Genomic DNA, 24748 nt, shown 5'->3' on the forward strand with positions numbered 1-24748 from the left:
GTGACACGTAAGTAGCACAGAAGGTTGTGCGGCCGCTGCGAGAGGCGCTCATCACGTCCGCATGATGGACGGGGCTGCCGCTTGCGTACGTGTTGTATCTATCCTGTGGGCATGAAAACGGCCGTCGAGCAGCCCGCACCGCAGTCCCTGAAGCCGCCACCCGCCGCCGACCGCGTGTACGCCCATGTCAAGCAGGGGGTGCTCGACCGCCGCTACGAAGGCGGCACCCTGCTCACCGAGGGCGAGCTGGCGGAGGCCGTGGGGGTCTCGCGCACCCCCGTCCGGGAGGCGCTGCTGCGGCTGGAGGCCGAAGGTCTCATCCGCCTCTACCCGAAGAAGGGCGCCCTGGTCCTGCCGGTCTCCGCGCAGGAGATCGCCGACGTGGTGGAGACCCGGCTGCTGGTGGAGGAGCACGCGGCCCGCAAGGCCGTACCCGCCCCGCCGGGACTGCTGGAGCGGCTGACCGAGCTGCTGGAGCAGCAGAAGGCGCAGGCCGCGGCCGGCGACCTGGCCGCCGCCGCGGTCACCGACCGCTGCTTCCACGCCGAGATCGTGCGCAGCGGCGGCAACGAGATCCTCTCCCGGCTCTACGACCAGCTGCGCGACCGCCAGCTGCGGATGGGCGTCGCCGTCATGCACTCCCATCCCGACCGGATCGCCAAGACGCTCGCCGAGCACGAGGAGATCCTGGACGCGCTGCGCGCCGGGGACGCGGCGGCGGCCGTCGGTGTCGTGCACCGGCATGTGGGCTGGTTCTCGCACCTCGCGCGGGGTGAGGTCCGATGAGCGCTCCCGGGCCCAACGCCACCCTTCCGGGTGACCCGCCAGGTGGGCGCCGGGCCGTCGCCGTGTGGTCCATAGGCGTGGCCGTCTACTTCGTCGCCGTCATCTTCCGTACGTCGCTGGGGGTGGCCGGCCTCGACGCGGCCGACCGCTTCCACGTGGGCGCCTCCGCCCTCTCGACGTTCTCCATCCTCCAGCTGCTGGTCTACGCGGGCATGCAGATACCCGTCGGCCTGCTGGTCGACCGCCTGGGCACCAAGAAGGTGCTGAGCATCGGGGCGGTGCTGTTCACCGCCGGGCAGCTGGGCTTCGCCTTCTCCCCGTCGTACGGCACCGCGCTCGCCTCCCGGGCGCTGCTGGGCTGCGGCGACGCGATGACCTTCATCAGCGTCCTGCGGCTCGGCACCCGCTGGTTCCCCGCCCGGCGCGGGCCGCTGGTCGCGCAGCTCGCGGGACTGGTCGGCATGGCGGGCAACCTGATCTCGACGCTGGTCCTGGCCCGGCTGCTGCACAGTGTCGGCTGGACCCCCGCGTTCGCGGGCAGCGCGCTGGCGGGTGCCGTCGTCCTGGTCCTGACCCTGCTGTTCCTCAGGGACCACCCCGAGGGGCAGGAACCGGAGCTGTCCCCGCACCAGGGTGCGGCCTACGTCCGCCGGCAGATCGCCGCCTCCTGGCGGGAGCCGGGCACCCGGCTGGGTCTGTGGGTGCACTTCACCACCCAGTTCCCGGCGATGGTGTTCCTGCTGCTGTGGGGTCTGCCGTTCCTGGTCGAGGCGCAGGGCCTCAGCCGCGCCACGGCCGGCGAACTGCTCACCCTCGTCGTCCTGTCCAACATGGTGATCGGTCTGGTCTACGGCCAGATCGTCGCCCGGCACCACGCGGCGCGGCTGCCGTTGGCTCTGGGCACGGTGGGTGCCACCGCGCTGCTGTGGGCGGTGACGCTGGCCTACCCCGGGGAGCGTGCCCCGATGTGGCTCCTGCTGGTGCTGTGCGCGGTGCTCGGCGCGTGCGGGCCGGCGTCGATGCTCGGCTTCGACTTCGCCCGGCCGGCCAACCCGCCCGAGCGGCAGGGTACGGCGTCCGGCATCACCAACATGGGCGGCTTCATCGCCTCCATGACCACGTTGTTCGCGATCGGCGTGCTGCTGGATGCGACCGGGGACGACTACACCGTGGCCTTCTCGGCGGTGTTCGTCCTCCAGGCGCTCGGCGTCAGTCAGATTCTGCGGCTGCGGGGGCGGGCGGCTCGGCGGGAGCGTGAGCGGTTGGTCGCCAGCCGGGTGGAGACGGTGCACGTGCCTGCGGCTTGAGGCCGTCCCCGCCCACCCACGCGCCACCCGTTTCCAGTCCGCTGGAAGGCGGGCCGACCCGCCGGCGCCCCCACCGTCGGCGGCTGCCCGTTCCGGGAGGGGTCGGGCGAGGGGGGGCGACCCGGTCCTCGCCGTCGGTGGCTGCCCGTTCCGGGAGGGGTCGGCCGAGGGAGGTGGCCCGGTCCCCGTCGTCGGTGGCTACCCGTTCCGGGAGGGGTCGGGCGAGGGAGGTGGCCCCGTGGGATCTCCGCCGTCGGCGGCTGCCCGTTCCGGGAGGGGCCGGCCGTGGGGGTGGCCCGGCCCCGGCGTTGGCGGCTGTTTGTTTCGGGGGTGGGTGTCCGGGGGGCTACGGCGTCACCGTGAAGTTGTGCAGGATCGCCGACGCCAGGTCCTGGTCGCCCTCCGTCTTCACCCGGTCCGCCACCGCCTCGGGGGTGACACGGCCGCAGGCCAGGCGGACGTAGGTCTCCCAGTCCAGGACGAGGGCGGCGGCGGGGCCGAGGGCGGGGGCGGTCTCCACCGTGCCGCGGCCCTGGATGTCGACGCGGACGGTGCGCAGGAACTCGACCGGTCCGTGCACGTCGAACACGATCGCCGAGCTGCGCGGCGCGCCCGCGTCCCGCGCGACGACCCCGGGCAGCGCCTCCAGCAGGACGTCCCGGGTGATGTGGGCGCCCGGCGAGTCCAGGTTGCCGGGGCGGCCGAGGGCCGTGCGCAGGTCCTGCTCATGCACCCAGACGTCGAACGCTCGCGCCCGGTATGCCTGTTCCAGGGTGATCTCCGTGCTCAGCGGCCCGCGTACCAGGGTGCCGGGGTCCCGGGACTCGTTGCGCAGCTGGCGGTTGCGCCGGATGACCGTGTACTCCAGCTCGGCCGTCATCTCCGGCGCCGTGTGGTGGCGGCGGACGTCGACCTGCATCTCCATGTAGCGCTGGTGCTCGGTGGTGACGTGGAACAGGTCGCGCGGCAGGGCGTGGATGGGGCGCGGATCGCCCAGCATCTCGCAGTCCACGCCGATGACATGGGACACGATGTCCCTGACCGACCAGCCGGGGCAGGGTGTCCGCCGGTTCCACTCGCCCTCGACGAGCGACTGCACCATCTCGGATATCGCTTCGATGGAGTGCGTCCAGGCGTCGGCGTAGGGCTGGAGGGTGGGATGCAGACTCACGGAACGGGACCCCTCGGCGGTCGGTACACGGGCAGGTTGTGGCGGCATTGCCAGCGGGCGGCGGCTGCACTTCGGCGGGTGTCTTGAGAGGCTAAGTTACGCTGCTGAAAGGCACCCCGGCAGTGCTTTCGTGTGACGATCGTAGGCCCGTGTGGACGGCTCGAATGCCAGGACGGTGGTAGTGTGCGCGCCTCGCTGATCCAGATCGACGTGGACGAGGGTGAACCGGCCGGCTCCCGGAGGCGGCGCGTGGCCGCGCTGGTGCGGGAGCAGAGCGGGGCCGACCTCGTCGTACTGCCCGAGCTGTGGACCACCGGCGCCTTCGCCTACGAGGAGTTCGGCCGCGAGGCCGAGCCGCTCGAAGGGCCGACGTACGAGGCGATGGCCAAGGCGGCGAGCGACGCGGGTGTGTGGCTGCACGCCGGCTCCATCCCCGAACGGGCAGCGTCCGACAGCGGCTCCGCCCCGGGCGAGGGCCCCCTCTACAACACGTCTCTCGTCTTCTCCCCCTCCGGTGAACTGGCCGCGGTCTATCGCAAGATCCATCGCTTCGGCTTCGACAAGGGCGAGGCCGTGCTGATGGGGGCGGGCCGGGACCTGGTGACGGTCCGGCTGCCCGGGACCACGCTCGGCGTGGCCACCTGTTACGACCTCCGTTTCCCCGAACTCTTCCGCGGACTGGTCGACGCCGGCGCCGAGACGCTGGTGATCCCGGCGGGCTGGCCCGAGCGGCGACGCGCGCACTGGACGCTGCTGGCTCAGGCGCGGGCGGTGGAGAACCAGGCGTTCGTGCTCGCATGTGGAACGGCCGGCACCCACGCCGGAGTTCCGCAGGCGGGTCACTCGATCGTGGTGGATCCGTGGGGCGAGGTGCTCGCGGAGGCCGGCGCCGGCGAGGAGGTCCTCACGGTCGACATCGACCCGGCGAAGGTGGCCGCGACCCGCGAGCAGTTCCCGGCGCTGAAGGACCGGGTCCTGGGCCTGGAACCACCCCGGCACCGGGGTTAGCGCTTTCGCACCCGCCCCGGCTCAGTCCTCCTCGCCCTCCTTCTCGGCGAGGTGGATGACGCACACCGCCACCGCGATGAGCAGCGCCGGGTCGGCGTCCTCCCGTACGACGTCGACGCCGTACGTGTCGCGGACGGTCAGCCAGCGGCGGGAGATCACCGCGAGGAGTTCGCCGTCGTACTCGACGGCGAACTCGCGGTCCATGATCTTGCCGCTGACGTCCAGCTCTGTGCCGTCCACCAGGGAGACCCGGTAGTGGTTGCGCAGCAGGGACAGCCGCTTGCGCTTGATCCTGGCCAGGGGCTCGCCGTCCCGTTCGATCACCATGGTGTCGCGCAGGGCGAGCATCTTCTGGTGGATGTCGATCAGGACCCGCCCCTGGGCGTCCTTCAGCTCGAAGGTGTCCCGCAGGCGCATCGCCTTGCCGTCGACGAGGAACACCTTCCGGCCCTGCTCGTCCTCGATCCACCAGTCGTCACCGATGCCGAGGATCCGGTCGCGTACGAGGAATCTCATACGGAGCATGCTTCCCCGGGGCGGGCCGATCGTCACGGAAGCGGGGAAATGCCGCGGTGACGGCCGGACCGGCCGATCAGGGCACCCCCGCGAACCGCTTGCGGTCCGCCGACGGGCTCGGCCCCGTATCCCGCCGCGGCCCGGAACCCACCGGGACCCTGACCGTCGGCGACCGGCACGAGGAGGTCCGGGACCACGTGGACGCGACCACGGGCCACGCGCTGACCTGACCGGGCGCCGTGCTCCACCGGTACGCCAGGTGTTCGCGAAGTGAACTCTTAGGTCAGGCAAGGGAGTTGGCCAACCGGTGGGCCGCCGCCCGTGTCGAACGGTACGGAAGTCGGAACACTCGCCCGTCCGTTCCTCCCGGAGGTCCACCATGTCCGCTCGTCCTCACCGCCGTCGGCCGGTGCGCGCGCTCGCCCTGGCCGTCGGCACCGCCGCCCTGGCGGTGCCGTTCGCCCTGACCGGCACCGCCGGTGCCGCGACGCCGTCGGCCACCGCCGAGGTCAACCGGTACGACTGGCAGCTCACCTACAAGGCCGCGGTCGGCCAGACGAACAAGGCGACGGTCACCGCGTCCCTCACCGGTGACCGGTCCGGCATCACCTACGTCATCGACGACGTCGTCACGATCACGGCGGGCCACGACTGCGCCTACCCGAACAGTGCCGATCACACCAAGGTCGCCTGCACGGTCACCGGCGTGGACAGCCAGGACCCCTATGCCGCCCTGGTCATGAACCTCGGCGACCGCAATGACACCGTCGCGTACAAGAACGCCACCGACCAGATCTACTCCTACGCCGAGATCTCCCTCGGTACGGGCGACGACAAGGCGACGGACTCGGGCCGCCTCGACGGTGCCTACGTCTCGGGCGACGCGGGCGACGACACCCTCACGGTCGGTGCGGAGGGCCTGGCCTGGGGCGGCGACGGCAAGGACACGATCAACGCGGGCGGCGGCGACAACATCGCGAAGGGCGGCAGGGGCGACGACGTCCTGCGTGGCGGCGCCGCGGGCCAGGACCTCGCCGGCGACGACGGCAACGACACGATCTACGGCGGGACCGGCGCCGACACCCTGTACGGCGGCAAGGGCAACGACGTCCTGTACGGCAACAGCGGCAACGACAGGCTGTACGGCAACAGCGGGAACGACAAGCTGTACGGCGGCCCCGGCCGGGACACCCTCTCCGGCGGCCCCGGCCGGAACGTGGTCCACCAGGACTGACGGCCCCGCCCGGGTCTTCCACAGGTGCCGGACGCGCTGTGGACGCCGGATGGCACCCTTGAGTCACGACCGGTTCCGCTGCCCGGCGCGCCCGAGCCGCCGCTCAGGGCCGAGCGGACCGCCTGTCACTCGTGCCGGTGGCCTTGGACGAGCGGGAGGCGGCGCCTCAGACGCCGTAGCCGTCGGAGTAGCCGCCGTCGACGCGGTGGTGATGGTGGTGCGGTTCCTCTTCGACGACCTGTGTCGTCGGCGGCACCACCACACGGCGGCGTCGCGCGATCCCGCTGAACGTCGCGACGCCGATCAGGCCCACGGCCATCAGGATCAGGCCGACGACGGTGAGGTTGACGCCGTGCATGTGCCAGTCCGTCGCGAACGTGAGAATGGCCCCCACGGCTATGAGGATGATGCATCCGCCGAGCCCCATGAGGCTTCGCCTCCCCTTCCGGTTCCGGAATCTCCGGTGCCGTTCGGGTACCCGGCGGGATCCGGACTAGCCCTCCAGAAAAGCCGTCAGCGCGTTCGCCAGCAGGAAGGGGTCGTCGGCGCCGCACAGTTCACGGACGCTGTGCATGGAGAGGATCGCGACGCCGATGTCGACCGTGCGGATACCGTGCCGGGCCGCGGTGATCGGGCCGATGGTGGTGCCGCACGGCATGGAGTTGTTCGAGACGAAGCTCTGGAAGGGGACGTTCGCCTTCTCGCAGGCCGCGGCGAACACCGCACGGCCCGAACCGTCCGTGGCGTAGCGGTTGTTGACGTTGACCTTGAGGATCGGCCCGCCGTTGACCCGCGGGTGGTGCGTCGGGTCGTGCCGCTCGCCGTAGTTGGGGTGCACGGCGTGACCCGTGTCGGAGGACAGACAGACCGAGTCGGCGAGGGAGCGGGCCCGGTCCTCGTACGACCCCCCGCGCGCGAAGATTGAGCGTTCCAGCACCGTGCCGAGCAGCGGGCCGTCCGCGCCGGTGTCCGACTGGGAGCCGTTCTCCTCGTGGTCGAAGGCGGCCAGCACGGGGATGCGGGTCAGCGGGGCGCCGGAGGCCGCCACGGCGGCGAGGGCGGCGGCGCCGGCGTGCACGGACAGCAGGTTGTCCATGCGCGGACCGGCGACCAGCTCCCGGTCCCGGCCGAGGTAGGCCGGCGGCTCCACGGGGTGCGCCATCAGGTCCCAGCCGGCCACCGAGCCCGCCGCCAGCCCGGCCTCCTGCTCCAGGAAGGCGATGAGATCGCCCTCCAGCACGTCGTTGCCCAGCCCCCACACCGGCTGCATGTGCCGCTGCTTGTCGAGCTTGAGTCCCTCGGCGCTGACCGAACGGTCCAGGTGGATGGCGAGCTGCGGCACCCGCAGCAGCGGCCGGTCCACGTTGACCAGGACCGAGGAGCCGTCGCGCAGGGTCAGCCGGCCGGCCAGGCCCAGATCCCGGTCCAGCCATGAGTTGAGCAGCGGGCCGCCGTAGATCTCCACGGCGACCTGGCGCCAGCCGTGCGCCCCGCTGTCCGGGCGCGGCTTGACCCGCAGGCTCGGCGAGTCGGTGTGGGCGCCGATGATGTGGAACGGCGTGTGCGGCTCGGCGCCCTCGGGCACGTACCAGGCCACGATCGCGCCGCCGCGCAGCACGTACCGGCCGCCGTGCGTCCCGTCCCAGGCGTCCGTCTCCGCCACCTGACGGAACCCGGCCTTCTCCAGCCGCTCAGCGGTGTTCGCCACGGCGTGGTACGGCGACGGGCCGGCCGCCAGGAAGGACATCAGGTCGTCGGTGTGGCCGCGGTCGAAGCGGGCTGCTGCGCTCATGGGATTCACCTTAACGACGTGCACGGGCCCGCTCCCGGAAAGGAGCGGGCCCGTGCGAGGAATCGTCGGGGACGTCCGGAACGTCTAGAAGGCCGACTCGTCCAGCTCCATGAGGTCCAGCTCGACGCCCGAGGCGATCTTGCGGGCGAGCGTGACGCCCGGCAGGACGTTCGCGGCGAAGAACTTCGCCGCGGCGATCTTGCCGGTGTAGAACGCCTTGTCCTTCGCCGAGGCCGTGGTCAGCTTCTCGGCGGCTATCGCGGCGCCCTTGAGGAGCAGGTAGCCGACGACCACGTCACCGGAGGCCAGCAGCAGGCGGGTGGTGTTGAGGCCGACCTTGTAGATGTTCTTGGTGTCCTGCTCGGTGGCGGCGAGGTCGGTCAGCATCAGGCCGACGATCGCCTCCAGCTCTACGGCCGCCTTGGCCAGGTGCTCGCGGGCGCCGGCCAGCTCCTCGCCGCCGGTGCCGAGCGCCAGGAACTTCTTGATGTCCTCGGCGAGGGAGTTCAGCGCGGCGCCCTGGTTGCGGACGATCTTCCGGAAGAAGAAGTCCTGGCCCTGGATGGCCGTGGTGCCCTCGTACAGGGTGTCGATCTTGGAGTCCCGGATGTACTGCTCGATCGGGTACTCCTGGAGGAAGCCGGAGCCGCCGAAGGTCTGCAGCGACTGGGCGAGCTGCTCATAGCCCTTCTCGGAGCCGTAGCCCTTGACGATCGGCAGCAGCAGGTCGTTCAGCGCTTCCTCGGCGGAGGCGTCCTCACCGTTCGCCTCCTTGATCTGGATCGCGTCCTGGATCGAGGCGGTGTACAGCACCAGGGCGCGCATGCCCTCCGCGTACGCCTTCTGCGTCATGAGCGAGCGGCGCACGTCGGGGTGGTGGGTGATGGTGACCTTGGGCGCGGTCTTGTCCATGAAGTTGGCCAGGTCCGGGCCCTGGACGCGCTCCTTGGCGTACTCCAGCGCGTTCAGGTAGCCGGTGGACAGCGTGGAGATCGCCTTCGTGCCGACCATCATGCGGGCGAACTCGATGATGCGGAACATCTGGCGGATGCCGTCGTGCTTGTCGCCGATCAGCCAGCCCTTGGCGGGGTGCTGGTCGCCGAAGGTCATCTCGCACGTGTTGGACGCCTTCAGGCCCATCTTGTGCTCGACGTTGGTGGCGTAGACGCCGTTGCGCTCGCCCAGCTCGCCGGTCTCGAAGTCGAAGAGGTACTTCGGGACGAGGAAGAGGGACAGGCCCTTGGTGCCGGGGCCGGCGCCCTCGGGACGCGCGAGCACGTAGTGGAGGATGTTCTCCGACATGTCGTGCTCACCCGAGGTGATGAAGCGCTTCACGCCCTCGATGTGCCAGGAGCCGTCCTCCTGCTGGACCGCCTTGGTGCGGCCGGCGCCCACGTCCGAGCCGGCGTCCGGCTCGGTGAGCACCATGGTGGAGCCCCACTGCTTCTCGGTGGCGATCGTGGCGATGTGCTTCTGGACCTCGTTGCCCTCCTCGAAGAGGATGCCGGCGAACGCCGGGCCGGAGGAGTACATCCACACGGCCGGGTTGGCGCCCAGGATCAGCTCGGCGTAGGCCCAGATCAGGGAGCGCGGCGAGGTGGTGCCGCCGATCTCCTCCGGCAGGCCGAGCCGCCAGTACTCGGAGTCCATGAAGGCCTGGTAGCTCTTCTTGAAGGACGCGGGGACCGGCGCGGTGTTGGTCTCCGGGTCGAAGACCGGCGGGTTGCGGTCGGCGTCGGCGAAGGACTCGGCCAGCTCGTTCTCGGAGAGGCGGGTCAGCTCCTCCAGGACGCTCTTGGCGGTCTCGACGTCCATCTCCTCGAAGGGGCCGGTGCCGTACACCTTGTCGCGCCCCAGTACTTCGAAGAGGTTGAACTCGATGTCGCGGAGATTGGACTTGTAGTGCCCCATGGCGACGGCTCCGTAGAGGGATCGGCGAGGCACTGGCTCCTCGCACCTAGTTCACGTACCAACAAGTAGCTCCGATGATGCTACCCGTCGGTAATAAGAAGCAACCCCTGTCGGGTCAAGTGTGAGAAGGGTCTACTCCCCTGCGCGCGCGTGTGTGCGAGGACGCCCGCCCGCCTCGACCGAGTCGTCGGCACGGCGTGGCGATCCGGAACGATGGCCCCCATTTCTTCGGCGCCCGCTGGATTGATTTCCCCGCCGCCCCTGCGGAGGTCCCGCGTCGGTACGCTTGCGCCCATGTACGGCTACGACCAGAACGTGGGCGCTCAGCAGCAGTACGCCTCACCGCAGCAGCAGATGCCGGGCGGTGCCGGCGGGTACGGCCAGCAGCCGCCGCTCTACCCGGAGCCGTCCCCGCCCTCCCTCGCGGACGCCGTGCGCGCCTTCACCACGGGTCAGATGGCCGCCGAGGACTTCCAGCAGATCTTCGCCACGTCGAAGGTGTACTGCCCGCGCGGCGACACCCCCGGCTTCCTCGCCCTGCACAACACCCAGCAGCCGGTGATCCCGATGTTCACCTCGCTCAAGGAGCTGCGCCGGTACGCGGGCAAGGAGTCCAAGTACTTCGTCATCACCGGCGCGGAGGTGATCGACCTGCTGCCGACCGGCTACGGCTTCGTCCTGGACATGGAGGGCGAGCACCGGATGGTGTTCGACGCGAAGGCGGTCGAGCAGATGGTGGACTTCGCGATGCGCCGGATGTACGGCGGCTGAACCATTCCTTCCGGTGGCGGAGTCGGCCCATGGTGCCGCCGCCGTGACTCCGGCCGACACCTCGCCGCTGGCCCTGCCGGGCCGGCGGCTTTTCCGTTGCCGCTCGGCGCGCTCCACCCCGGAGGGAATTCCCTCCGGGGTTCGCGCGTTCCTGGTGGCAAGAAGTTCAACGCTCAACTAAAGTGGGCGTACCAAGGAGGTACCCACCATGCCTGCAGTGACCGTCGAGAACCCGTTGACGCTGCCCCGCGTGACCGCTCCCGCCGACGCCGTGGCACGCCCCGTGCTCGCCGTCACGACCGCCCCGAGCGGTTTCGAGGGTGAGGGCTTCCCGGTGCGCCGGGCGTTCGCCGGGATCAACTACCGCCATCTCGACCCGTTCATCATGATGGACCAGATGGGCGAGGTGGAGTACGCGCCGGGTGAGCCCAAGGGCACCCCCTGGCACCCCCACCGTGGCTTCGAGACCGTCACCTACATCATCGACGGGATCTTCGACCACCAGGACTCCAACGGTGGCGGTGGCACCATCACCAACGGCGACACCCAGTGGATGACGGCAGGTTCGGGCCTGCTGCACATCGAGGCCCCGCCGGAGTCCCTCGTCATGTCCGGCGGTCTCTTCCACGGCCTCCAGCTGTGGGTGAACCTGCCCGCCAAGGACAAGATGATGGCCCCGCGCTACCAGGACATCCGCGGCGGCAACGTCCAGCTGCTCACCACTCCCGACGGCGGCGCGCTCCTGCGCGTCATCGCCGGCGAGCTGGACGGCCACGAGGGTCCCGGCATCACGCACACGCCCATCACGATGATCCACGCGACGCTCGCCCCGGGCGCCGAGATCACGCTCCCCTGGCGTGAGGACTTCAACGGTCTGGCGTACGTCCTCGCGGGCCGCGGCAGTGTCGGTACCGAGCGTCGCCCGGTCCACATGGGGCAGACGGCCGTCTTCGGCGCCGGCTCCTCGCTGACCGTCCGCGCGGACGGGAAGCAGGACTCGCACACCCCGGACCTGGAGGTCGTCCTCCTCGGCGGACAGCCCATCCGTGAGCCGATGGCCCACTACGGCCCGTTCGTCATGAACACCAAGGACGAGCTGATGCGGGCCTTCGAGGACTTCCAGAAGGGCCGGCTGGGCACGGTCCCGGCGGTGCACGGGATGTCCGAGGGCGGACTCTGACCCGTCGGCGCCCGGTCGGTCGGCGCACCGGCCGGATCATGAAGCGGGGGCGGCGGGCCGGTACCTCGACGGCCCGCCGCCCCGTTCTCACCCGGCCGGCCTCGCACCGCAGGACAGCCGGTGGGGTTCATGATCGGCTGGAGCCGTGCGCCTGTTGCCCGAACCCGTTCGCCGGCTCGCCGCCTGGTGCGTCGTGCTGCTGCTCGTCGCGGGGGTCGGCTGGGTCGGGGTGCGGCTGTGCGGGGAGCTGCGTACGGCCGTCACGCCGGTGCTGCTGGCCCTGCTCGGCACCGCTTTGCTGGGGCCGCTGTACCGGCGGCTGGTGCGGGCGGGGGTGCAGCGTTCGGTGGCGGCCGGGCTCACCTGTGCCGCCGTCCTGGCCGTCGTCGGCGGTGCCGTCTACATCATCGTCGCCGCGCTCATCGACACCGGCGGACAGATCGCCGCCTCGCTGCGGCAAGCCGCCAAGGGGGTCGCACGGCACTTCGGGGTCGCCGGAAACGGGCTGGACGACCTCGCCGGCAAGGCACGAGAGCTGCTGGGCAAGTTCGCCGGGACGGCCGTGTCCAACGTCGTCAGCGGCGTCAGCGTCGTCGCCGAGAGCATCGCCATGGCCGTGCTGACGCTGCTGCTCGTCTTCTTTTTCCTGCGGGACTCCCAACGGGCCGTGGCGGCCCTCCGCTCCCTCGCGCCCGGCGGCACCGCCGACACCGTGGAGGCCGTCGCCCGGCGGGCCTTCGCCGGGGTGGAGGGGTTCATGCGCGGGACGACCGTCATCGCCCTCATCGACGCCCTGTGCATCACCGTCGGCCTGCTGGTCCTCCGGGTGCCCGGCGCGGTGGGGCTCGGGGCGCTCGTCTTCGTCGGCGCGTACATCCCCTACCTCGGCGCCTTCATCTCCGGCGCGGTGGCCGTGCTGGTCGCCTTCGCCGACCGGGGGGTCGTGATCGCGCTCTGGGCGCTCGGGGTGGTGCTCGCGGTACAGGTGCTGGAGGGGCATGTGCTGCAACCGGCGATCCAGAGCCGGACCGTGCAGATGCACCCGGCCGTCGTGCTGCTGGCGATCACCGCGGGCGCCTCCGTCGCGGGCATCCTCGGCATGCTTCTCGCGGTCCCGCTGACCGCGGCGGCCTTCGGCGTCGGAGCGGAGCTGCGGGGCCGCTACGGAGGAGCGGCCGACTCCGCCACCGGAGCGACGCCCGGCACCCCGCCCGACGCGCCCCCTGGCGCCACACCCCGTGAGCCGTAGGCCCGCGCGCCCGCCGACTCCGTACCGCCTGCACACTTCCCGGTGCGACCGCCTGCGCATTCCGCGGTGCGACCGCCTGCGCCCTTCCCGCACGCCCGCCTACGCCCTCCCGGCGCGACCGCCTACGCGCCCCCCGGCGCGCCCGTCGGTTCGCAGAGTTCGAACCAGATGCTCTTGCCCTCGCCCCGCGGGTCCACCCCCCACGCGTCCGCGAGGAGTTCGACCAGTATCAGGCCACGGCCGGAGGAGGCCAGTTCACCGGGGCGGCGCCGGTGCGGCAGGTCGTCGCCCGTGTCGAAGACCTCCACCCGCAGCCGCCGCGCGGCCCCCTCGCCGGTGACCTGGGCGAGCAGCAGCGCGTCGGCGTCGGTGTGCACCAGCACGTTGGTGACCATCTCGGAGACCAGCAGCACCGCCGAGTCCACCTGCTCGACCGAGGCCCAGTCGTGCAGCAGGTCGCGCAGGTGCCGGCGGGCCTCGGCAATCCGGTCGGGCTCGTCCTGCGCCACCGACAGCAGAGTGCGCCGCACCGTGCGTACCGTGCCGCCGCAGTCGCGGTCCTCCCCCGGCCGGCACAGCAACAGCAGCGCGATGTCGTCCTCGCGGCGGTCGGCCAGCGGGCCGGTGGTGTGGTGCGAGGACGGCCCGTGCACCGCCTGCACCAGCACGTCGGCCAGGGACTCCAGGTCACCCTGGTGGTCCTCCAGCGTCGCGCGCAGCCGGCGCCAGCCGCTCTCCATGTCGTGCCCGCCGGTCTCGATCAGGCCGTCGGTGCACAGCATCAGCGTCTCGTCGGGTTCGAGGGTGAACCGGGTCGTCGGATAGTCGGCGTCCGGGTCGATGCCCAGCGGCAGACCGCCCGCCGTCGGCCGCAGCATCACCGTGCCGTCCGCCATCCGGATCACCGGGTCCGGGTGCCCGGCGCGGGCGATCTCCAGCCCGCCCGTCGCCGGGTCGGTCTCCACGTACAGACAGGTCGCGAAGCGCAGGCCGGCCAGGGGGTCCTCGTCGGAGCCGAGCGTGACACCGTGCAGGAAGCGGGAGGCGCGGGAGAGGACGGCGTCCGGGCGGTGCCCCTCGGCGGCGTAGGCGCGCAGCGCGATCCGCAGCTGGCCCATGAGCCCGGCAGCGCGCACGTCATGGCCCTGGACGTCCCCGATGACCAGCGCGAAGCGGCCGGAGGGCAGCGGGATCATGTCGTACCAGTCGCCGCCGACCTGGAGTCCGCCGCCGGTCGGGATGTACCGGGCGGCCACCTGTATCCCCGGGATGTCGGGGCCGAGCGAGGGCAGCATGGAGCGCTGGAGGCCGTCCGTCAGTTCACGCGCGGTCTCGGCGGCACCGGCCCGGGACAGTGCCTGGGCGAGCATCCGGGCGACCGTGGTCAGGACCGCGCGTTCGTCGGGCGTGAACGCCACCGGGTAGGTGAAGGCGGCCATCCAGGCGCCCATCGTGCGCCCGGCGACCGTCAGCGGCAGGAACGCCCATGAGCTGCGGCCGAAGACCTGGGCGAGCGGCCAGGTGACCGGGTAGCGCTCCTTGTACTCCGCCGGGGAGGACAGGTAGACGGCCCGGCCGGTGCGGACGACCTCGGCGGCCGGGTAGTCGGTGTTCAGCGGCATGTGGGAGAAGGGGTTCATGTCGCCGGGCTGATGGCCGTGCTGGCCGGTGATCGTCAGCCGGTCGCCCTCGACCCCGAACACCACGAGCCCGTCCGGGGAGAACCCCGGCATCGACAGGCCCCCTGCCACCCGCAGCACCTCGGCGGTGGACCGCGCCTCCGCCAGCGCCCGGCCCGCGTCCAGCAGGAACGCCTCCCGGGAGCGCCGCCAGTCCCCGGTGACCGCGCTGCGGGCGGCTGCCGTGCCCGGGGTCGGCTCGGTCACCTCCTGGAGGGTGCCGATCAGCTCGTACGCCTGCCGTTCGGAGTCGTAGGACGGCTTGGACCGGCTGCGGACGACCCGCAGGATGCTGCCGTCCCCGTCCATGATCCGGATGCGCACCTCGGCGAGGGTGTTCTCGGCGACCGCCAGCCGCACCACGCCGGTGATCTCGTTCCAGTCGACCGGGTGCAGCCGGGCCCGGGCCTGCGCCTCCGTGAGGGTGGCCGGCTCCACGGGCAGGCCGAGCAGCCGTGCCGCCTCCGCGTCCACGGTGACCAGCCCGGCGGCGGTGTCCCAGTGCCACAGTCCGGTTGCGAGGGCGCCGAGGACGTCCTCGACGGACGGCAACGGCTCACCTGTGCGCATTGCCCCACTTTAAGAAGATCAGCTAGATAAGTGCCACTGTAAGAAGACCTGAGGGGGACGAGCCGCCTTTGGAGGTGCCGCCGAAGGAAGGGAGCCGGATGCCGGGCGTGCGGGGAAAATGGTGGGGAGCCGATCTTGGCGTGCCCGGTACCCTTGATGGGTCCGGGCCCCGTGCCCGTTCCCGCCGGTCGCAGGGCCGGCAGGAGAGAACCCCACCACGAAGGACGATGAACGACGATGCATCGGTACAGGTCCCACACCTGCGGCCAGCTCCGCGCCTCTGACGTCGGCACCGACGTCCGGCTGAGCGGCTGGCTGCACAATCGGCGCGACCTGGGCGGCATCCTCTTCATCGATCTGCGTGACCACTACGGCATCACGCAGCTGGTCGCCCGCCCCGGCACCCCCGCGTACGAGGCTCTGGACAAGGTCTCCAAGGAGTCCACGGTCCGCGTCGACGGCCGCGTTGTTTCACGTGGAACCGAGAACGTGAACCCCGACCTGCCCACCGGCGAGATCGAGGTCGAGGTCGCCGAGGTCGAGCTGCTCGGCGCGGCGCAGCCCCTGCCCTTCACCATCAACACCGAGGACGGGGTCAACGAGGAGCGGCGTCTGGAGTACCGCTTCCTGGACCTGCGCCGCGAGCGCATGCACCGCAACATCATGCTGCGTACGGCGGTCATCTCGGCGATCCGGCACAAGATGACGGCGCTGGGCTTCAACGAGATGGCGACGCCCATCCTGTCCGCCACCTCGCCCGAGGGTGCCCGCGACTTCGTGGTGCCCTCCCGGCTGAACCCGGGCAAGTTCTACGCCCTGCCGCAGGCCCCGCAGCAGTTCAAGCAGCTGCTGATGATCTCCGGCTTCGACCGCTACTTCCAGATCGCACCCTGCTTCCGCGACGAGGACGCCCGTGCCGACCGCTCGCCGGGTGAGTTCTACCAGCTCGACGTCGAGATGAGCTTCGTCGAGCAGGAGGACGTCTTCCAGCCGATCGAGCAGCTGATGACCGAGCTGTTCGAGGAGTTCGGCAACGGCCGCCATGTGACCTCCCCCTTCCCGCGGATCCCGTTCCGCGAGGCGATGCTCAAGTACGGCTCCGACAAGCCGGACCTGCGCGCCAAGCTGGAGCTGGTGGACATCACCGATGTCTTCGAGGGCTCGGAGTTCAAGGCGTTCGCCGGCAAGCACGTGCGCGCCCTGCCCGTCCCGGCCGTCCAGGACCAGCCGCGCAAGTTCTTCGACCAGCTCGGCGACTTCGCCGTGTCCCTGGGCGCGAAGGGGCTGGCCTGGGTCCGCGTCGGCGAGGACGGTGCGCTGTCCGGCCCGATCGCGAAGTTCCTCACCGAGGAGAACGTCGCCGAGCTGACCAAGCGGCTCTCCCTCGCCCCCGGCCACGCGATCTTCTTCGGCGCGGGCGAGTTCGACGAGGTCTCCAAGATCATGGGCGCCGTCCGCGTCGAGGCCGCCAAGCGGGCCGGCCAGTTCGAGGAGAACGTCTTCCGCTTCTGCTGGATCGTCGACTTCCCGATGTACGAGAAGGACGAGGAGACCGGCGCGATCGACTTCTCGCACAACCCCTTCTCCATGCCGCAGGGCGGCCTGGAGGCCCTGGAGACCCAGGACCCGCTGGACATCCTGGGCTGGCAGTACGACATCGTCTGCAACGGCGTCGAGCTGTCCTCCGGTGCGATCCGGAACCACGAGCCGGACATCATGCTCAAGGCCTTCGAGATCGCGGGCTACGACCATGAGACCGTCGAGGAGAAGTTCGCCGGCATGCTGCGCGCCTTCCGCTTCGGCGCCCCGCCGCACGGCGGCATCGCCCCGGGTGTGGACCGTATCGTCATGCTCCTCGCGGACGAGCCCAACATCCGCGAGACGATCGCCTTCCCGCTCAACGGCAACGCCCAGGACCTGATGATGGGCGCTCCGACCGAGCTGGAGGAGGCCCGCCTGCGCGAGCTGCACCTGAGCATCCGCAAGCCGCAGCCGAAGTAAGCGGTACGCTCGGCCTGTGCGCGCGGCATCTGTCCTGACTCGCTCTTGACGATCGGCGCGCACAGCCGTCTCCGGGCCGGGTGACAGCTTGCGTCCCTACCGTCCCGGCCCATGACCGGATACCACTCGTGCATCCGGCAGAGACCGCGAGCCGACCCGTCGTGCCGTGATCGTGGCGGGCGGCGCCACCGCCGTCGCCCTGGGGCTGGGCGGCGCGCTGGCCGTCGACGCGTCCGCGGACGACGACACCACGGCGGACACCTGCTGCAAGCTGACCTCCGAGACCGTCGAGGGTCCCTACTACATCGACGCCGACAAGCTCCGGCGGGACGTCACCGAGGACCAGGCCGGCATCCCGCTCACGCTCACCCTCAGTGCTGCTGACGGAGGACGTCGAGCCGTACTCCACCAACACCACCCCCCGGACCCCGCTCGACCAGGACACGGTCTACCCGGGCAACGGGCACGCGGGCGGCCTGCTCCGCCTGAAGTACGACAGGAAGCACATCGCGCGCGGTGTCCGGGCCCGCCTCACCCTGGGCGTGGCCCCGGACGAGACGCACGACGGCACCTGACAGCCGAGGTCAGCCGTCCTGCTCCTGCTCGTCGGCGTCGGTGTCCGGGGACGCGCCGTCCTCCAGGAGCCGCTCGGCGATGTCGTCGGACCATTGCTGGGCCCAGGCACGCAGGGCGGTGACCTCCTGCTCGTCCAGCCCGTACCGGACGAAGTCCCGGTCTGAGTAGAAGTCCGTGCCTGTCAGCCGGGACTGAAGGGTGGGCAGGTCGAACGGGTCGTGGGCGTGGCGGCGGCCCAGTTCCTCCAGGTCAGGCAGGGTGAAGCGGTCCGCTGCCGCCCGGGCGTCGATGAGGTCGACGGCCGCGCCCCGGTCGTACAGGGCCCGGATCTTCGTCCCGACGGCGTCCTCCAGGGAGAGGGCCGGCCCGTACCCGGTGAGCTCCGGGGGCTGCCAGAACGCCTCCTTGTGCAGCACGAGGGCGCAGGTATCGCCGCTCGCCGGGTCGGTGACCGTCAACTGCGCGGTGAGCGCGCTGACGGCCCCGGCCCGGACGTGCCGCCCGCGAGCCTCCAGCGTCGCGCCGACGGCACCGGAGATCACCGCCATGCGCTCGGCGCTCTCGGTGGCGAAGTCGAGGTTGGCGTGTGGACGCCGGAGCAGTCCGTGGGCCTGGAGGGCGTATCCGCCGGCCAGGACCAGACCGTAGGGGCCGCCCGCCGAGACGGCGTCCGCCAGGAGCCGGCGATGGGGTTCGGGGATGTCCACGGGAAGATCTTTCCGGCTTCCTGTCACACGCGCGACGACGGGGTTCAAAGAGGTGTCCGGAGCACGCGGAACACTCTTCAGGAGCCTCTCATGCGTACCGCCCGGATCGTCGTCACCTCGGGCGCCGCGTTCATGGCCGGGTTCTCCGCAGTGCTGCTGCTGATGCGGGTGCAGTGGATCGTGCAGGCACTGACCGACCACCGGATGCCGCGCTCGTGGTGGACCCTGCTGGGGCCGGTCAAGGGCGCCGAGCCCAACGGCCCGGCGCCCCTCGGTGCATCAGACGCGCGCGGTCAGCCTTCCTCGCCGCCGAAGCGCTCCTTGTACGTCTCCAGGTCCTCGTCCGTCAGCTTGGCGAAGAGCACCGGCGGGACCGTGAACGGAGTCCCGGACGGTACGGAGGACAGGGCCTTCGCCTCGTCGGCCGTGACCCAGACGGCGGTGTCGTCCGGCAGGGTGAAGGCACCGCGCATCGCCGCCGAGCTGGCCGGGATCAGCGGCTCGGAGACCACCGCGTACAGGTGGATGAGGTTCATCGCCGTACGCAGGGTGAGGGCCGCGCCCTCCTTGTTCGTCTTGATCTCCAGCCAGGGGGCCTTCTCCTCCAGGTAGGAGTTGCCGGCCGACCACAGGGCGCGCAGGGCCGCGGCGGCCTTGCGGAACTGGAGGGACTCCATGTGCGACTCGTACTCCGCGAGGAGCGCCGCGATCTCCTCGCCGAGCTTCGCCTCCGCCTCGCCAGGCTCGCCGCCGGCCGGGACCTCCTCGCCGAAGCGCTTCTTGCTGAAGGACAGCACGCGGTTGACGAAGTTGCCGAGGGTGTCGGCCAGGTCCTTGTTCACCGTGGCGGTGAAGTGCTCCCAGGTGAAGGACGAGTCGTCCGACTCCGGGGCGTTGGCGATCAGGAAGTAGCGCCAGTAGTCGGCGGGCAGGATGGCCAGGGCCTGGTCGGTGAAGACGCCCCGCTTCTGCGAGGTGGAGAACTTTCCGCCGTAGTACGTCAGCCAGTTGAACGCCTTGACGTAGTCGACCTTCTTCCACGGCTCGCGCACGCCCAGCTCGGTGGCCGGGAACATCACGGTGTGGAAGGGGACGTTGTCCTTGGCCATGAACTCGGTGTAGCGGACGGTGTCGTCCGCCTCGTACCACCAGGACTTCCAGTCGCGGTTCTCCGGGTCCTGGTCGGACCACTCCTTGGTCGCGCCGATGTACTCGATCGGGGCGTCGAACCAGACGTAGAAGACCTTGCCCTCGGCCGCCAGCTCCGGCCAGGTGTCCGCCGGGACCGGGACGCCCCAGTCCAGGTCACGGGTGATCGCCCGGTCGTGCAGGCCCTCGTTCAGCCACTTGCGGGCGATGGAGGAGGCCAGCTGCGGCCAGTCCTCCTCGTGCCGGGCGACCCATGCCTCGACCTCGTGCTGCAGCTTGGACTGGAGCAGGAAGAGGTGCTTGGTCTCGCGGACCTCCAGGTCGGTGGAGCCGGAGATCGCCGAGCGCGGGTTGATCAGGTCGGTCGGGTCCAGCACGCGCGTGCAGTTCTCGCACTGGTCGCCGCGGGCCTTGTCGTAGCCGCAGTGCGGGCAGGTGCCCTCGACATAGCGGTCCGGCAGGAAGCGGCCGTCGGCCGGGCTGTAGACCTGGCGGATCGCCCGCTCCTCGATGAAGCCGTTCTCGTTCAGCTTGCGGGCGAAGTGCTGGGTGATCTCGCGGTTCTCCGGGGAGGAGCTGCGGCCGAAGTAGTCGAAGGCCAGCGCGAAGCCGTCGTAAACCGCCTTCTGCGCGTCGTGCGCCTGCGCGCAGAACTCGGCCACGGGCAGGCCCTGCTCCTTGGCGGCCAGCTCGGCGGGGGTGCCGTGCTCGTCCGTCGCGCAGATGTAGAGGACGTCGTGGCCGCGCTGGCGGAGGTACCGGGAGTACACGTCCGCCGGGAGCATGGACCCCACCATGTTGCCCAGGTGCTTGATCCCGTTGATGTACGGAAGGGCGCTGGTGATGAGGTGTCGAGCCATCGTGGCTGCTCCCAGGTCGCTGCTTTTCTGCGGTTTCGAACCTTGAAATCGTAGCCGACATGGGTGGGCCGCCCGCTTCCCGTTTTGCAGGGTGGGAAGGGGCGGCCCGGGCTTCACCGACAGTGACGGTGCGGTGTCCGGCGCGCGGGCGCCTACGACCGCCTACGGGTGCCTACGGGCGCCAGGTGGCGAGGACGCCCTCGTACAGCTCGGTGTCCGTCAGCTCGCGGGGAGTGGGGCCCGCGTGGAAGAAGGACGTGTTGCCGGTCTTCAGCTTGCGGAGGTAGTCGAACGCCTTGTTGTCGTGCTCGCCGAAGGCGACGAAGGAGAAGAACAGGGTCGGGTGGGACTCCGCCGCCGCGGTGAGCGCCTGGGTGGCGGGGGTCTTGGCGTCCGGGGCGCCGTCGGTCTGGAAGACGACGAGGGCGGGGGTGCCGGGGGCCGCGGTCTTCTCGTAGTGGGCGAGTACGGCCTCCACGGCGGCGTGGTAGCTGGTACGGCCCATGCGGCCGAGTTCGGCGTGCACGTCGTCGATCTTGGTTTCGTGGTCCGGGGACAGGGTGAGGTCGGTGGTGCCGTCGACCTCGGTGGAGAAGAAGACGACGGGGACCGTGGCCTCGGGGTCGAGGTGGGCGGCGAGGGCGAGGGTCTGGTCGGCGAGGGCCTGGGCGGAGCCGTCCTTGTAGTACGGGCGCATGCTCGCGGAGCGGTCCAGCACGAGGTAGAGCTTCGCTCGGGTGCCGGTGAGGTTCGCCTTCTCGAGGGTGGCTGTGGCGGCCTTGTAGGCGGTGGTGAGGGCGGGGGTGTGGGTGCGGACGTGGGTGAGCGGGGTGGCGGGGGTGGCCCTGCCGACCGCCTCGGCTTCGCCTTCGGCGTCCGTGCTCCCACCCGCACCACCCGTGCGGGTCTCGTTGTCGGGTGCGGGTGGCCCCTGTGGGGTGTCCTCGCCGTCGGCGGGTGACGGGGCGGCGGTCGTCTCGCCGGCCTCCACCTCCGCTTCCGCTGCCGCTTCACCTTCGGCTTCCGCCGCAGCTTCGGCTTCCGCCTCGGCTTCGCCTTCGGCGTCCGTGGTCCCACCCGCACCACCCGTGCGGGTTTCGTTGTCGGGTGCGGGTGGCCCCTGTGGGGTGTCCTCGCCGTCGGCGGGTGACGGGGCGGCGGTCGTCTCGCCGGCCTCCACCTCCACCTCCGCTGCCGCTTCACCTTCGGCTTCCGCCGCAGCTTCGGCTTCGGCTTCGGCCGCAGCTTCCGCTTCCGCAGCTTCCGGTTCTGCCGCAGCTTTGCCTTCCGCCGCCGCTTCGCCTTCCGCTTCCGGCGTGGTCTGGGCTGCTGCTTCCGCTTCCGGGGCTGCCTTCCGCTCCGTGTCGGTCTGGGGCTCGGGCTCCGCCGCGTTCGCGGTTTCCGCCTCGGTCGCCTCGGCGCCGGCCGGTTCCCGGTGCTCTGCTGTCTCCGGTGCCGTGTCGGTCTGGGGCTCGGGCTCGGGCGCCTCCGCGGGCACCGTCTCGACTGCCTCGGCGCTGGCCGGATCGGGTTCCGTGGAAGCCTGCCGTTCCGTGCTCGGCTCTGCTTCCACCGTCGTGGTCGTCGGTTCCGGTTCCGTCTCCGGCTCAGCCTCCACGGGCGTGTTCGCCTCGGGGTTCGGCTCCGCGGTAGCCGCCTCCGTGACCTGACTCTTCTCCTCGGGCTTCGTTGCGGCCTCGGTGCTCGGAGGGGTCGGCTGGGCGGCCTCTTCCTCGGCGCTCTGCTCAGCCGCGGCCGGGGTCGGTTCCTCGGGGCTGTTCTCAGGCGTTTCCTCGGCCTTGGCCGGAGCCGTCTGCTCGGTCTTGGTCGCAGGCGTTTCCTCGGCCTTGGCCGGAGCCGTCTCCTCGGCGTTGGCCGCAGGCGTTTCCTCGGCGTTGGCCGGAGCCGTCTGCTCGGTCTTGGCCGCAGGCGTTTCCTCGGTCTTGGCCGGAGTCGTTTGGTCGGCCTGGGGGGTGGGGGCGGTCTTCGGCTCGTCGGGCGTGGCCGTGGGCTCGGTGGTCGGGCCCTCCGGTGACTGGGACGGGTGGGGGACCTTGATGTGGTCGAAGGCCGCCGCCACCAGTTCGTGTTCCGCCGAGGAGGACTGGCGGGGCTCGGGCAGAGTGGCGGCCGACGACCCGGCCGCGGGCGGGGTCTGCGCCGGGGTCCGGTCCGCACCCTCCGCCTCGGTGGCTCGTGACTTGCGTGAGCGGCCGAATGCGTTCCGCAGGAGAGTGAGAATGCCCATGTGCGCAACCCTTCGTGTGAGTTGTAGCCCGTCAATCACTGGCCAGGACGGACACGTAAGGTTAGCGGCCCCGCGTTGCCGCCCCGCGTCAGTGCGGGGACGTGATCGCGCGGGCGGCGGCGACCTCCTGGCGGAGGGGTTCGAGGACGCTGCCGGCGGGGCCGGTGAGGTCGGTGCGGACGGCGATCAGGGTTTCCGCACGCCGTACGCCCTCCGACAGCTCCCGGAGTTGCAGGGTCACCTGGGCGATCTCGCCGGCGGACGGGGGCGGCGCCCCATGGCGGACGCGGACGCGGGCCGCCGTCGTGGCGTCCACGATGCGTTCCACGGCCACGACCAGCGGCCACCACGCGGCGGCGCGCCGGCCGGTCGGCGGCGGCTCGGTCAGGGCCCGCTGGAATTCCGTGCGGATGACGGACAGGTCGCGGTAGAGGCGGCGGCGCATACGCGCACGGGCGGACGGGTCGGTGCCGTCGCCGAACGCCGCCTCGACGTAGGCCGCCGTGTCGGCCACCGCGTCGGCCAGGCGGTCGCCCACGCGGGTGTGCCAGCTCTCGGGCCAGAGGAGGTAGCCGGCGGTCAGCACGATCGCGCAGCCCAGGAGCGAGTCGTTCAGCCGCGGCAGCAGCAGGGCCGTGCCCTGGTGGTTGAGGATGTCGGAGAGGAGCAGGATCACCGGGGTGATGGCCGCCGTCTGGTAGCCGTAGCCCCGCGGGGTGAGGGCCGGGATGAGCGGGGCCAGGACGAAGAGCACGGGGACGTCCCACCAGCCCAGCGGCACCTCGGCCAGCACCACCGCCGCCAGCACCAGACCGGCCACCGTGCCCAGGGCGCGCAACAGGGCGCGGGAGAAGACCGAGCCGAAGTCCGGCTTGAGGATGAAGGTGACCGTCAGCGCGACCCAGTACGAGCGGGCGACGGGGACCAGGGAGACCAGGGCCTGGGCGATGCCGATGCAGACCGCCAGCCGTACGCCGTAGCGCCAGGAGTTGGCGGACAGGACGACGTTGCGCGCGGTACGGGCCGTACGGATGCCGAGCGCGGCCGGCCGGCCCAGGCGGTCGTCGATGCCCCGGGGGTCGACGTCGGGCGCGGTGACGACCTCGGCGGTGTGGCGCAGGGCGTGGTCCACCGCCCGGGCCGTCTCCGTGGTGGGAAGGGGGAGCCGGAGGGGCGGCGGGGGCGCGTCGTCCCTCTCCACGGCCCGGGCCAGGTGGTGGAGCGCCTCGGGGATCTGCGGCGGGAGCGGGCGGGCCGCCAGGTGGGCGGCGGGGGCCGCCTCGATCACCGGAGTGATGGCGTTCAACCGGGCCAGCATCCGGGTGAGTTCGCGGCTTCGGCCGTGGTGGCGGGCGCGCCGGGCCAGGATCAGGTCGTACGACTGGTTCAGGGACTGGGTGACGGTGCGGCGGGCCTCCTCGTACTCCTCGGTGCGGTCCGTGCCGGCGATGGTGAGCAGGTCGGCGACCGTGCGGTACGTGGCCGCGACGGCGGTTCGTTCGGGGACGCCCGCGCGCAGCGGCCAGGCCAGCAGGGCCAGCAGGAGGACCAGGAGGCCGCCGCCGGTCATCAGGACGGGGGCCAGCCACCAGGGGGACGGCAGCGGGAGGCCCGCGCCGATCACGCAGTTGAGGAGCAGGAGCAGGCCGGAGACGGAGGCCACCACGCCGATCGTGGAGATCATGCCCGAGATCAGGGCGACGCCGGTGACGGCGACCACGGCGTGCCAGCCGTGGCCGTACACCAGGGTGCCCAGGGTCACGCCGACCGCGCCGAACAACTGGGGGACGGCGATGTTGAGGATGCGCATGCGGTAGGCGTCGGCGGTGTCGCCGATGACGCCGGACAGGGCACCCATGGCGGCGAGGGCACCGTAGGCCGGGCGGCCGACGGCGAGGCCGATCGCCAGGGGGAGGGCCATGCCGAGGGCGGCGCGGGCCATGGCGGACCGGTTGGCGGGCGCCTGCTGGGGTTTGAGGTTCCGGACCAGCCAGTCGGGAGGAGTGAGGCCGATGGGGAACTCTCGGAGCATG

At 71.3% G+C, this 24748-nt stretch carries 18 protein-coding genes and 2 pseudogenes; 10 read left to right on the plus strand and 10 right to left on the minus strand.

The window, feature by feature from the left end:
• Nucleotides 1-111 precede the first annotated feature (111 nt).
• Both ACIGYR_RS28205 and ACIGYR_RS28210 read left to right on the plus strand, forming a co-directional pair.
• Complete coding sequence (locus ACIGYR_RS28205) at nucleotides 112-786, plus strand: GntR family transcriptional regulator (protein WP_391846161.1); 675 nt, start codon at nucleotides 112-114, stop codon at nucleotides 784-786.
• Complete coding sequence (locus ACIGYR_RS28210; RefSeq protein ID WP_399603429.1) at nucleotides 783-2093, plus strand: nitrate/nitrite transporter; 1311 nt, start codon at nucleotides 783-785, stop codon at nucleotides 2091-2093. Before ACIGYR_RS28205 ends, ACIGYR_RS28210 begins: the two co-directional genes overlap by 4 nt.
• Nucleotides 2094-2439: 346 nt before the next feature.
• Here the strand turns inward: ACIGYR_RS28210 and ACIGYR_RS28215 are convergent, their stop codons facing one another.
• A complete protein-coding gene (locus ACIGYR_RS28215; RefSeq protein WP_399603426.1) occupies nucleotides 2440-3264 on the minus strand; it encodes a maleylpyruvate isomerase family mycothiol-dependent enzyme in 825 nt (274 codons plus the stop codon).
• Nucleotides 3265-3447: 183 nt separating this feature from the next.
• On the opposite strand from ACIGYR_RS28215, the gene ACIGYR_RS28220 reads away from it, so the two are divergent.
• Nucleotides 3448-4272 carry a carbon-nitrogen family hydrolase gene (locus ACIGYR_RS28220; protein ID WP_399603423.1) on the plus strand — a complete coding sequence of 275 codons (825 nt, stop codon included), beginning with the start codon at nucleotides 3448-3450 and terminating at the stop codon, nucleotides 4270-4272.
• 21 nt (nucleotides 4273-4293) lie between these two features.
• On the opposite strand, the gene ACIGYR_RS28225 is transcribed toward ACIGYR_RS28220, so the two are convergent.
• A complete protein-coding gene (locus ACIGYR_RS28225; protein WP_391846169.1) occupies nucleotides 4294-4788 on the minus strand; it encodes an LURP-one-related/scramblase family protein in 495 nt (164 codons plus the stop codon).
• A gap of 143 nt (nucleotides 4789-4931) precedes the next feature.
• On the opposite strand from ACIGYR_RS28225, the pseudogene ACIGYR_RS28230 reads away from it, so the two are divergent.
• A pseudogene (locus ACIGYR_RS28230) lies at nucleotides 4932-5018 on the plus strand (cupin); the annotation flags it as partial.
• A gap of 149 nt (nucleotides 5019-5167) precedes the next feature.
• Nucleotides 5168-6022 (plus strand): calcium-binding protein, encoded by an 855-nt coding sequence (locus ACIGYR_RS28235; protein ID WP_399603420.1) that lies wholly within the window; start codon nucleotides 5168-5170, stop codon nucleotides 6020-6022.
• A 166-nt stretch (nucleotides 6023-6188) separates the two neighbouring features.
• Here ACIGYR_RS28235 and ACIGYR_RS28240 read toward each other — a convergent pair whose 3' ends face one another.
• From ACIGYR_RS28240 to ACIGYR_RS28250, 3 genes are all read right to left on the minus strand, one after another.
• Nucleotides 6189-6449 (minus strand): DUF6458 family protein, encoded by a 261-nt coding sequence (locus tag ACIGYR_RS28240; RefSeq protein ID WP_399603417.1) that lies wholly within the window; start codon nucleotides 6447-6449, stop codon nucleotides 6189-6191.
• Between the two features lie 66 nt (nucleotides 6450-6515).
• Nucleotides 6516-7814 carry a M18 family aminopeptidase gene (locus ACIGYR_RS28245; RefSeq protein WP_399603414.1) on the minus strand — a complete coding sequence of 433 codons (1299 nt, stop codon included), beginning with the start codon at nucleotides 7812-7814 and terminating at the stop codon, nucleotides 6516-6518.
• Nucleotides 7815-7898: 84 nt separating this feature from the next.
• Entirely contained in the window at nucleotides 7899-9725 is a 1827-nt protein-coding gene (locus ACIGYR_RS28250; protein ID WP_399604128.1) for an acyl-CoA dehydrogenase, read from the minus strand.
• Between the two features lie 294 nt (nucleotides 9726-10019).
• Here ACIGYR_RS28250 and ACIGYR_RS28255 point away from each other — a divergent pair, with 294 nt between their 5' ends.
• The 3 genes from ACIGYR_RS28255 (at nucleotide 10020) to ACIGYR_RS28265 (ending at nucleotide 12925) form a co-directional block, all read left to right on the plus strand.
• Nucleotides 10020-10496 (plus strand): SseB family protein, encoded by a 477-nt coding sequence (locus ACIGYR_RS28255; protein WP_391846176.1) that lies wholly within the window; start codon nucleotides 10020-10022, stop codon nucleotides 10494-10496.
• Nucleotides 10497-10704: 208 nt separating this feature from the next.
• Nucleotides 10705-11676, plus strand: a complete 972-nt coding sequence (locus tag ACIGYR_RS28260) for a pirin family protein (protein ID WP_399603410.1) — start codon at nucleotides 10705-10707, stop codon at nucleotides 11674-11676.
• A gap of 145 nt (nucleotides 11677-11821) precedes the next feature.
• A complete protein-coding gene (locus ACIGYR_RS28265) occupies nucleotides 11822-12925 on the plus strand; it encodes an AI-2E family transporter (RefSeq protein WP_399603407.1) in 1104 nt (367 codons plus the stop codon).
• A gap of 122 nt (nucleotides 12926-13047) precedes the next feature.
• Here ACIGYR_RS28265 and ACIGYR_RS28270 read toward each other — a convergent pair whose 3' ends face one another.
• A complete protein-coding gene (locus ACIGYR_RS28270) occupies nucleotides 13048-15174 on the minus strand; it encodes a SpoIIE family protein phosphatase (RefSeq protein ID WP_399603404.1) in 2127 nt (708 codons plus the stop codon).
• A gap of 237 nt (nucleotides 15175-15411) precedes the next feature.
• Between ACIGYR_RS28270 and aspS the strand changes: the two genes are divergently transcribed.
• Nucleotides 15412-17175, plus strand: coding sequence for an aspartate--tRNA ligase (aspS, locus tag ACIGYR_RS28275; RefSeq protein ID WP_391846184.1), 1764 nt, complete (start codon nucleotides 15412-15414; stop codon nucleotides 17173-17175).
• Between the two features lie 172 nt (nucleotides 17176-17347).
• Nucleotides 17348-17747, plus strand: a pseudogene (locus ACIGYR_RS28280) (hypothetical protein); the annotation flags it as partial.
• A gap of 12 nt (nucleotides 17748-17759) precedes the next feature.
• Here ACIGYR_RS28280 and ACIGYR_RS28285 read toward each other — a convergent pair.
• From ACIGYR_RS28285 to ACIGYR_RS28300, 4 genes are all read right to left on the minus strand, one after another.
• Nucleotides 17760-18458, minus strand: coding sequence for a hypothetical protein (locus ACIGYR_RS28285; protein WP_399603400.1), 699 nt, complete (start codon nucleotides 18456-18458; stop codon nucleotides 17760-17762).
• Nucleotides 18459-18751: 293 nt separating this feature from the next.
• Nucleotides 18752-20467 (minus strand): methionine--tRNA ligase, encoded by a 1716-nt coding sequence (metG, locus tag ACIGYR_RS28290; protein ID WP_399603397.1) that lies wholly within the window; start codon nucleotides 20465-20467, stop codon nucleotides 18752-18754.
• 172 nt (nucleotides 20468-20639) lie between these two features.
• Nucleotides 20640-22715, minus strand: a complete 2076-nt coding sequence (locus tag ACIGYR_RS28295; RefSeq protein WP_399603395.1) for a VWA domain-containing protein — start codon at nucleotides 22713-22715, stop codon at nucleotides 20640-20642.
• 88 nt (nucleotides 22716-22803) lie between these two features.
• Nucleotides 22804-24747, minus strand: a complete 1944-nt coding sequence (locus tag ACIGYR_RS28300; RefSeq protein WP_399603392.1) for an FUSC family protein — start codon at nucleotides 24745-24747, stop codon at nucleotides 22804-22806.
• Nucleotide 24748: the final 1 nt, after the last annotated feature.

Origin of the sequence: Streptomyces sp. NPDC053076 (assembly GCF_044546845.1) — a bacterium.
Taxonomy (GTDB): Bacteria; Actinomycetota; Actinomycetes; order Streptomycetales; family Streptomycetaceae; genus Streptomyces.

Excerpts from the sequence above, each read along its gene's own strand:
- ACIGYR_RS28225 (WP_391846169.1), bottom strand. The coding sequence starts at position 4,788 with ATGAGATTCCTCGTACGCGACCGGATCCTCGGCATCGGTGACGACTGG.
- ACIGYR_RS28260 (WP_399603410.1), top strand. The coding sequence starts at position 10,705 with ATGCCTGCAGTGACCGTCGAGAACCCGTTGACGCTGCCCCGCGTGACC.
- ACIGYR_RS28295 (WP_399603395.1), bottom strand. The coding sequence starts at position 22,715 with ATGGGCATTCTCACTCTCCTGCGGAACGCATTCGGCCGCTCACGCAAG.
- ACIGYR_RS28235 (WP_399603420.1), top strand. The coding sequence starts at position 5,168 with ATGTCCGCTCGTCCTCACCGCCGTCGGCCGGTGCGCGCGCTCGCCCTG.
- ACIGYR_RS28210 (WP_399603429.1), top strand. The coding sequence starts at position 783 with ATGAGCGCTCCCGGGCCCAACGCCACCCTTCCGGGTGACCCGCCAGGT.
- ACIGYR_RS28240 (WP_399603417.1), bottom strand. The coding sequence starts at position 6,449 with ATGGGGCTCGGCGGATGCATCATCCTCATAGCCGTGGGGGCCATTCTC.
- ACIGYR_RS28270 (WP_399603404.1), bottom strand. The coding sequence starts at position 15,174 with ATGCGCACAGGTGAGCCGTTGCCGTCCGTCGAGGACGTCCTCGGCGCC.
- ACIGYR_RS28250 (WP_399604128.1), bottom strand. The coding sequence starts at position 9,725 with ATGGGGCACTACAAGTCCAATCTCCGCGACATCGAGTTCAACCTCTTC.
- ACIGYR_RS28245 (WP_399603414.1), bottom strand. The coding sequence starts at position 7,814 with ATGAGCGCAGCAGCCCGCTTCGACCGCGGCCACACCGACGACCTGATG.
- ACIGYR_RS28300 (WP_399603392.1), bottom strand. The coding sequence starts at position 24,747 with ATGCTCCGAGAGTTCCCCATCGGCCTCACTCCTCCCGACTGGCTGGTC.
- ACIGYR_RS28205 (WP_391846161.1), top strand. The coding sequence starts at position 112 with ATGAAAACGGCCGTCGAGCAGCCCGCACCGCAGTCCCTGAAGCCGCCA.
- ACIGYR_RS28255 (WP_391846176.1), top strand. The coding sequence starts at position 10,020 with ATGTACGGCTACGACCAGAACGTGGGCGCTCAGCAGCAGTACGCCTCA.
- aspS (WP_391846184.1), top strand. The coding sequence starts at position 15,412 with ATGCATCGGTACAGGTCCCACACCTGCGGCCAGCTCCGCGCCTCTGAC.
- metG (WP_399603397.1), bottom strand. The coding sequence starts at position 20,467 with ATGGCTCGACACCTCATCACCAGCGCCCTTCCGTACATCAACGGGATC.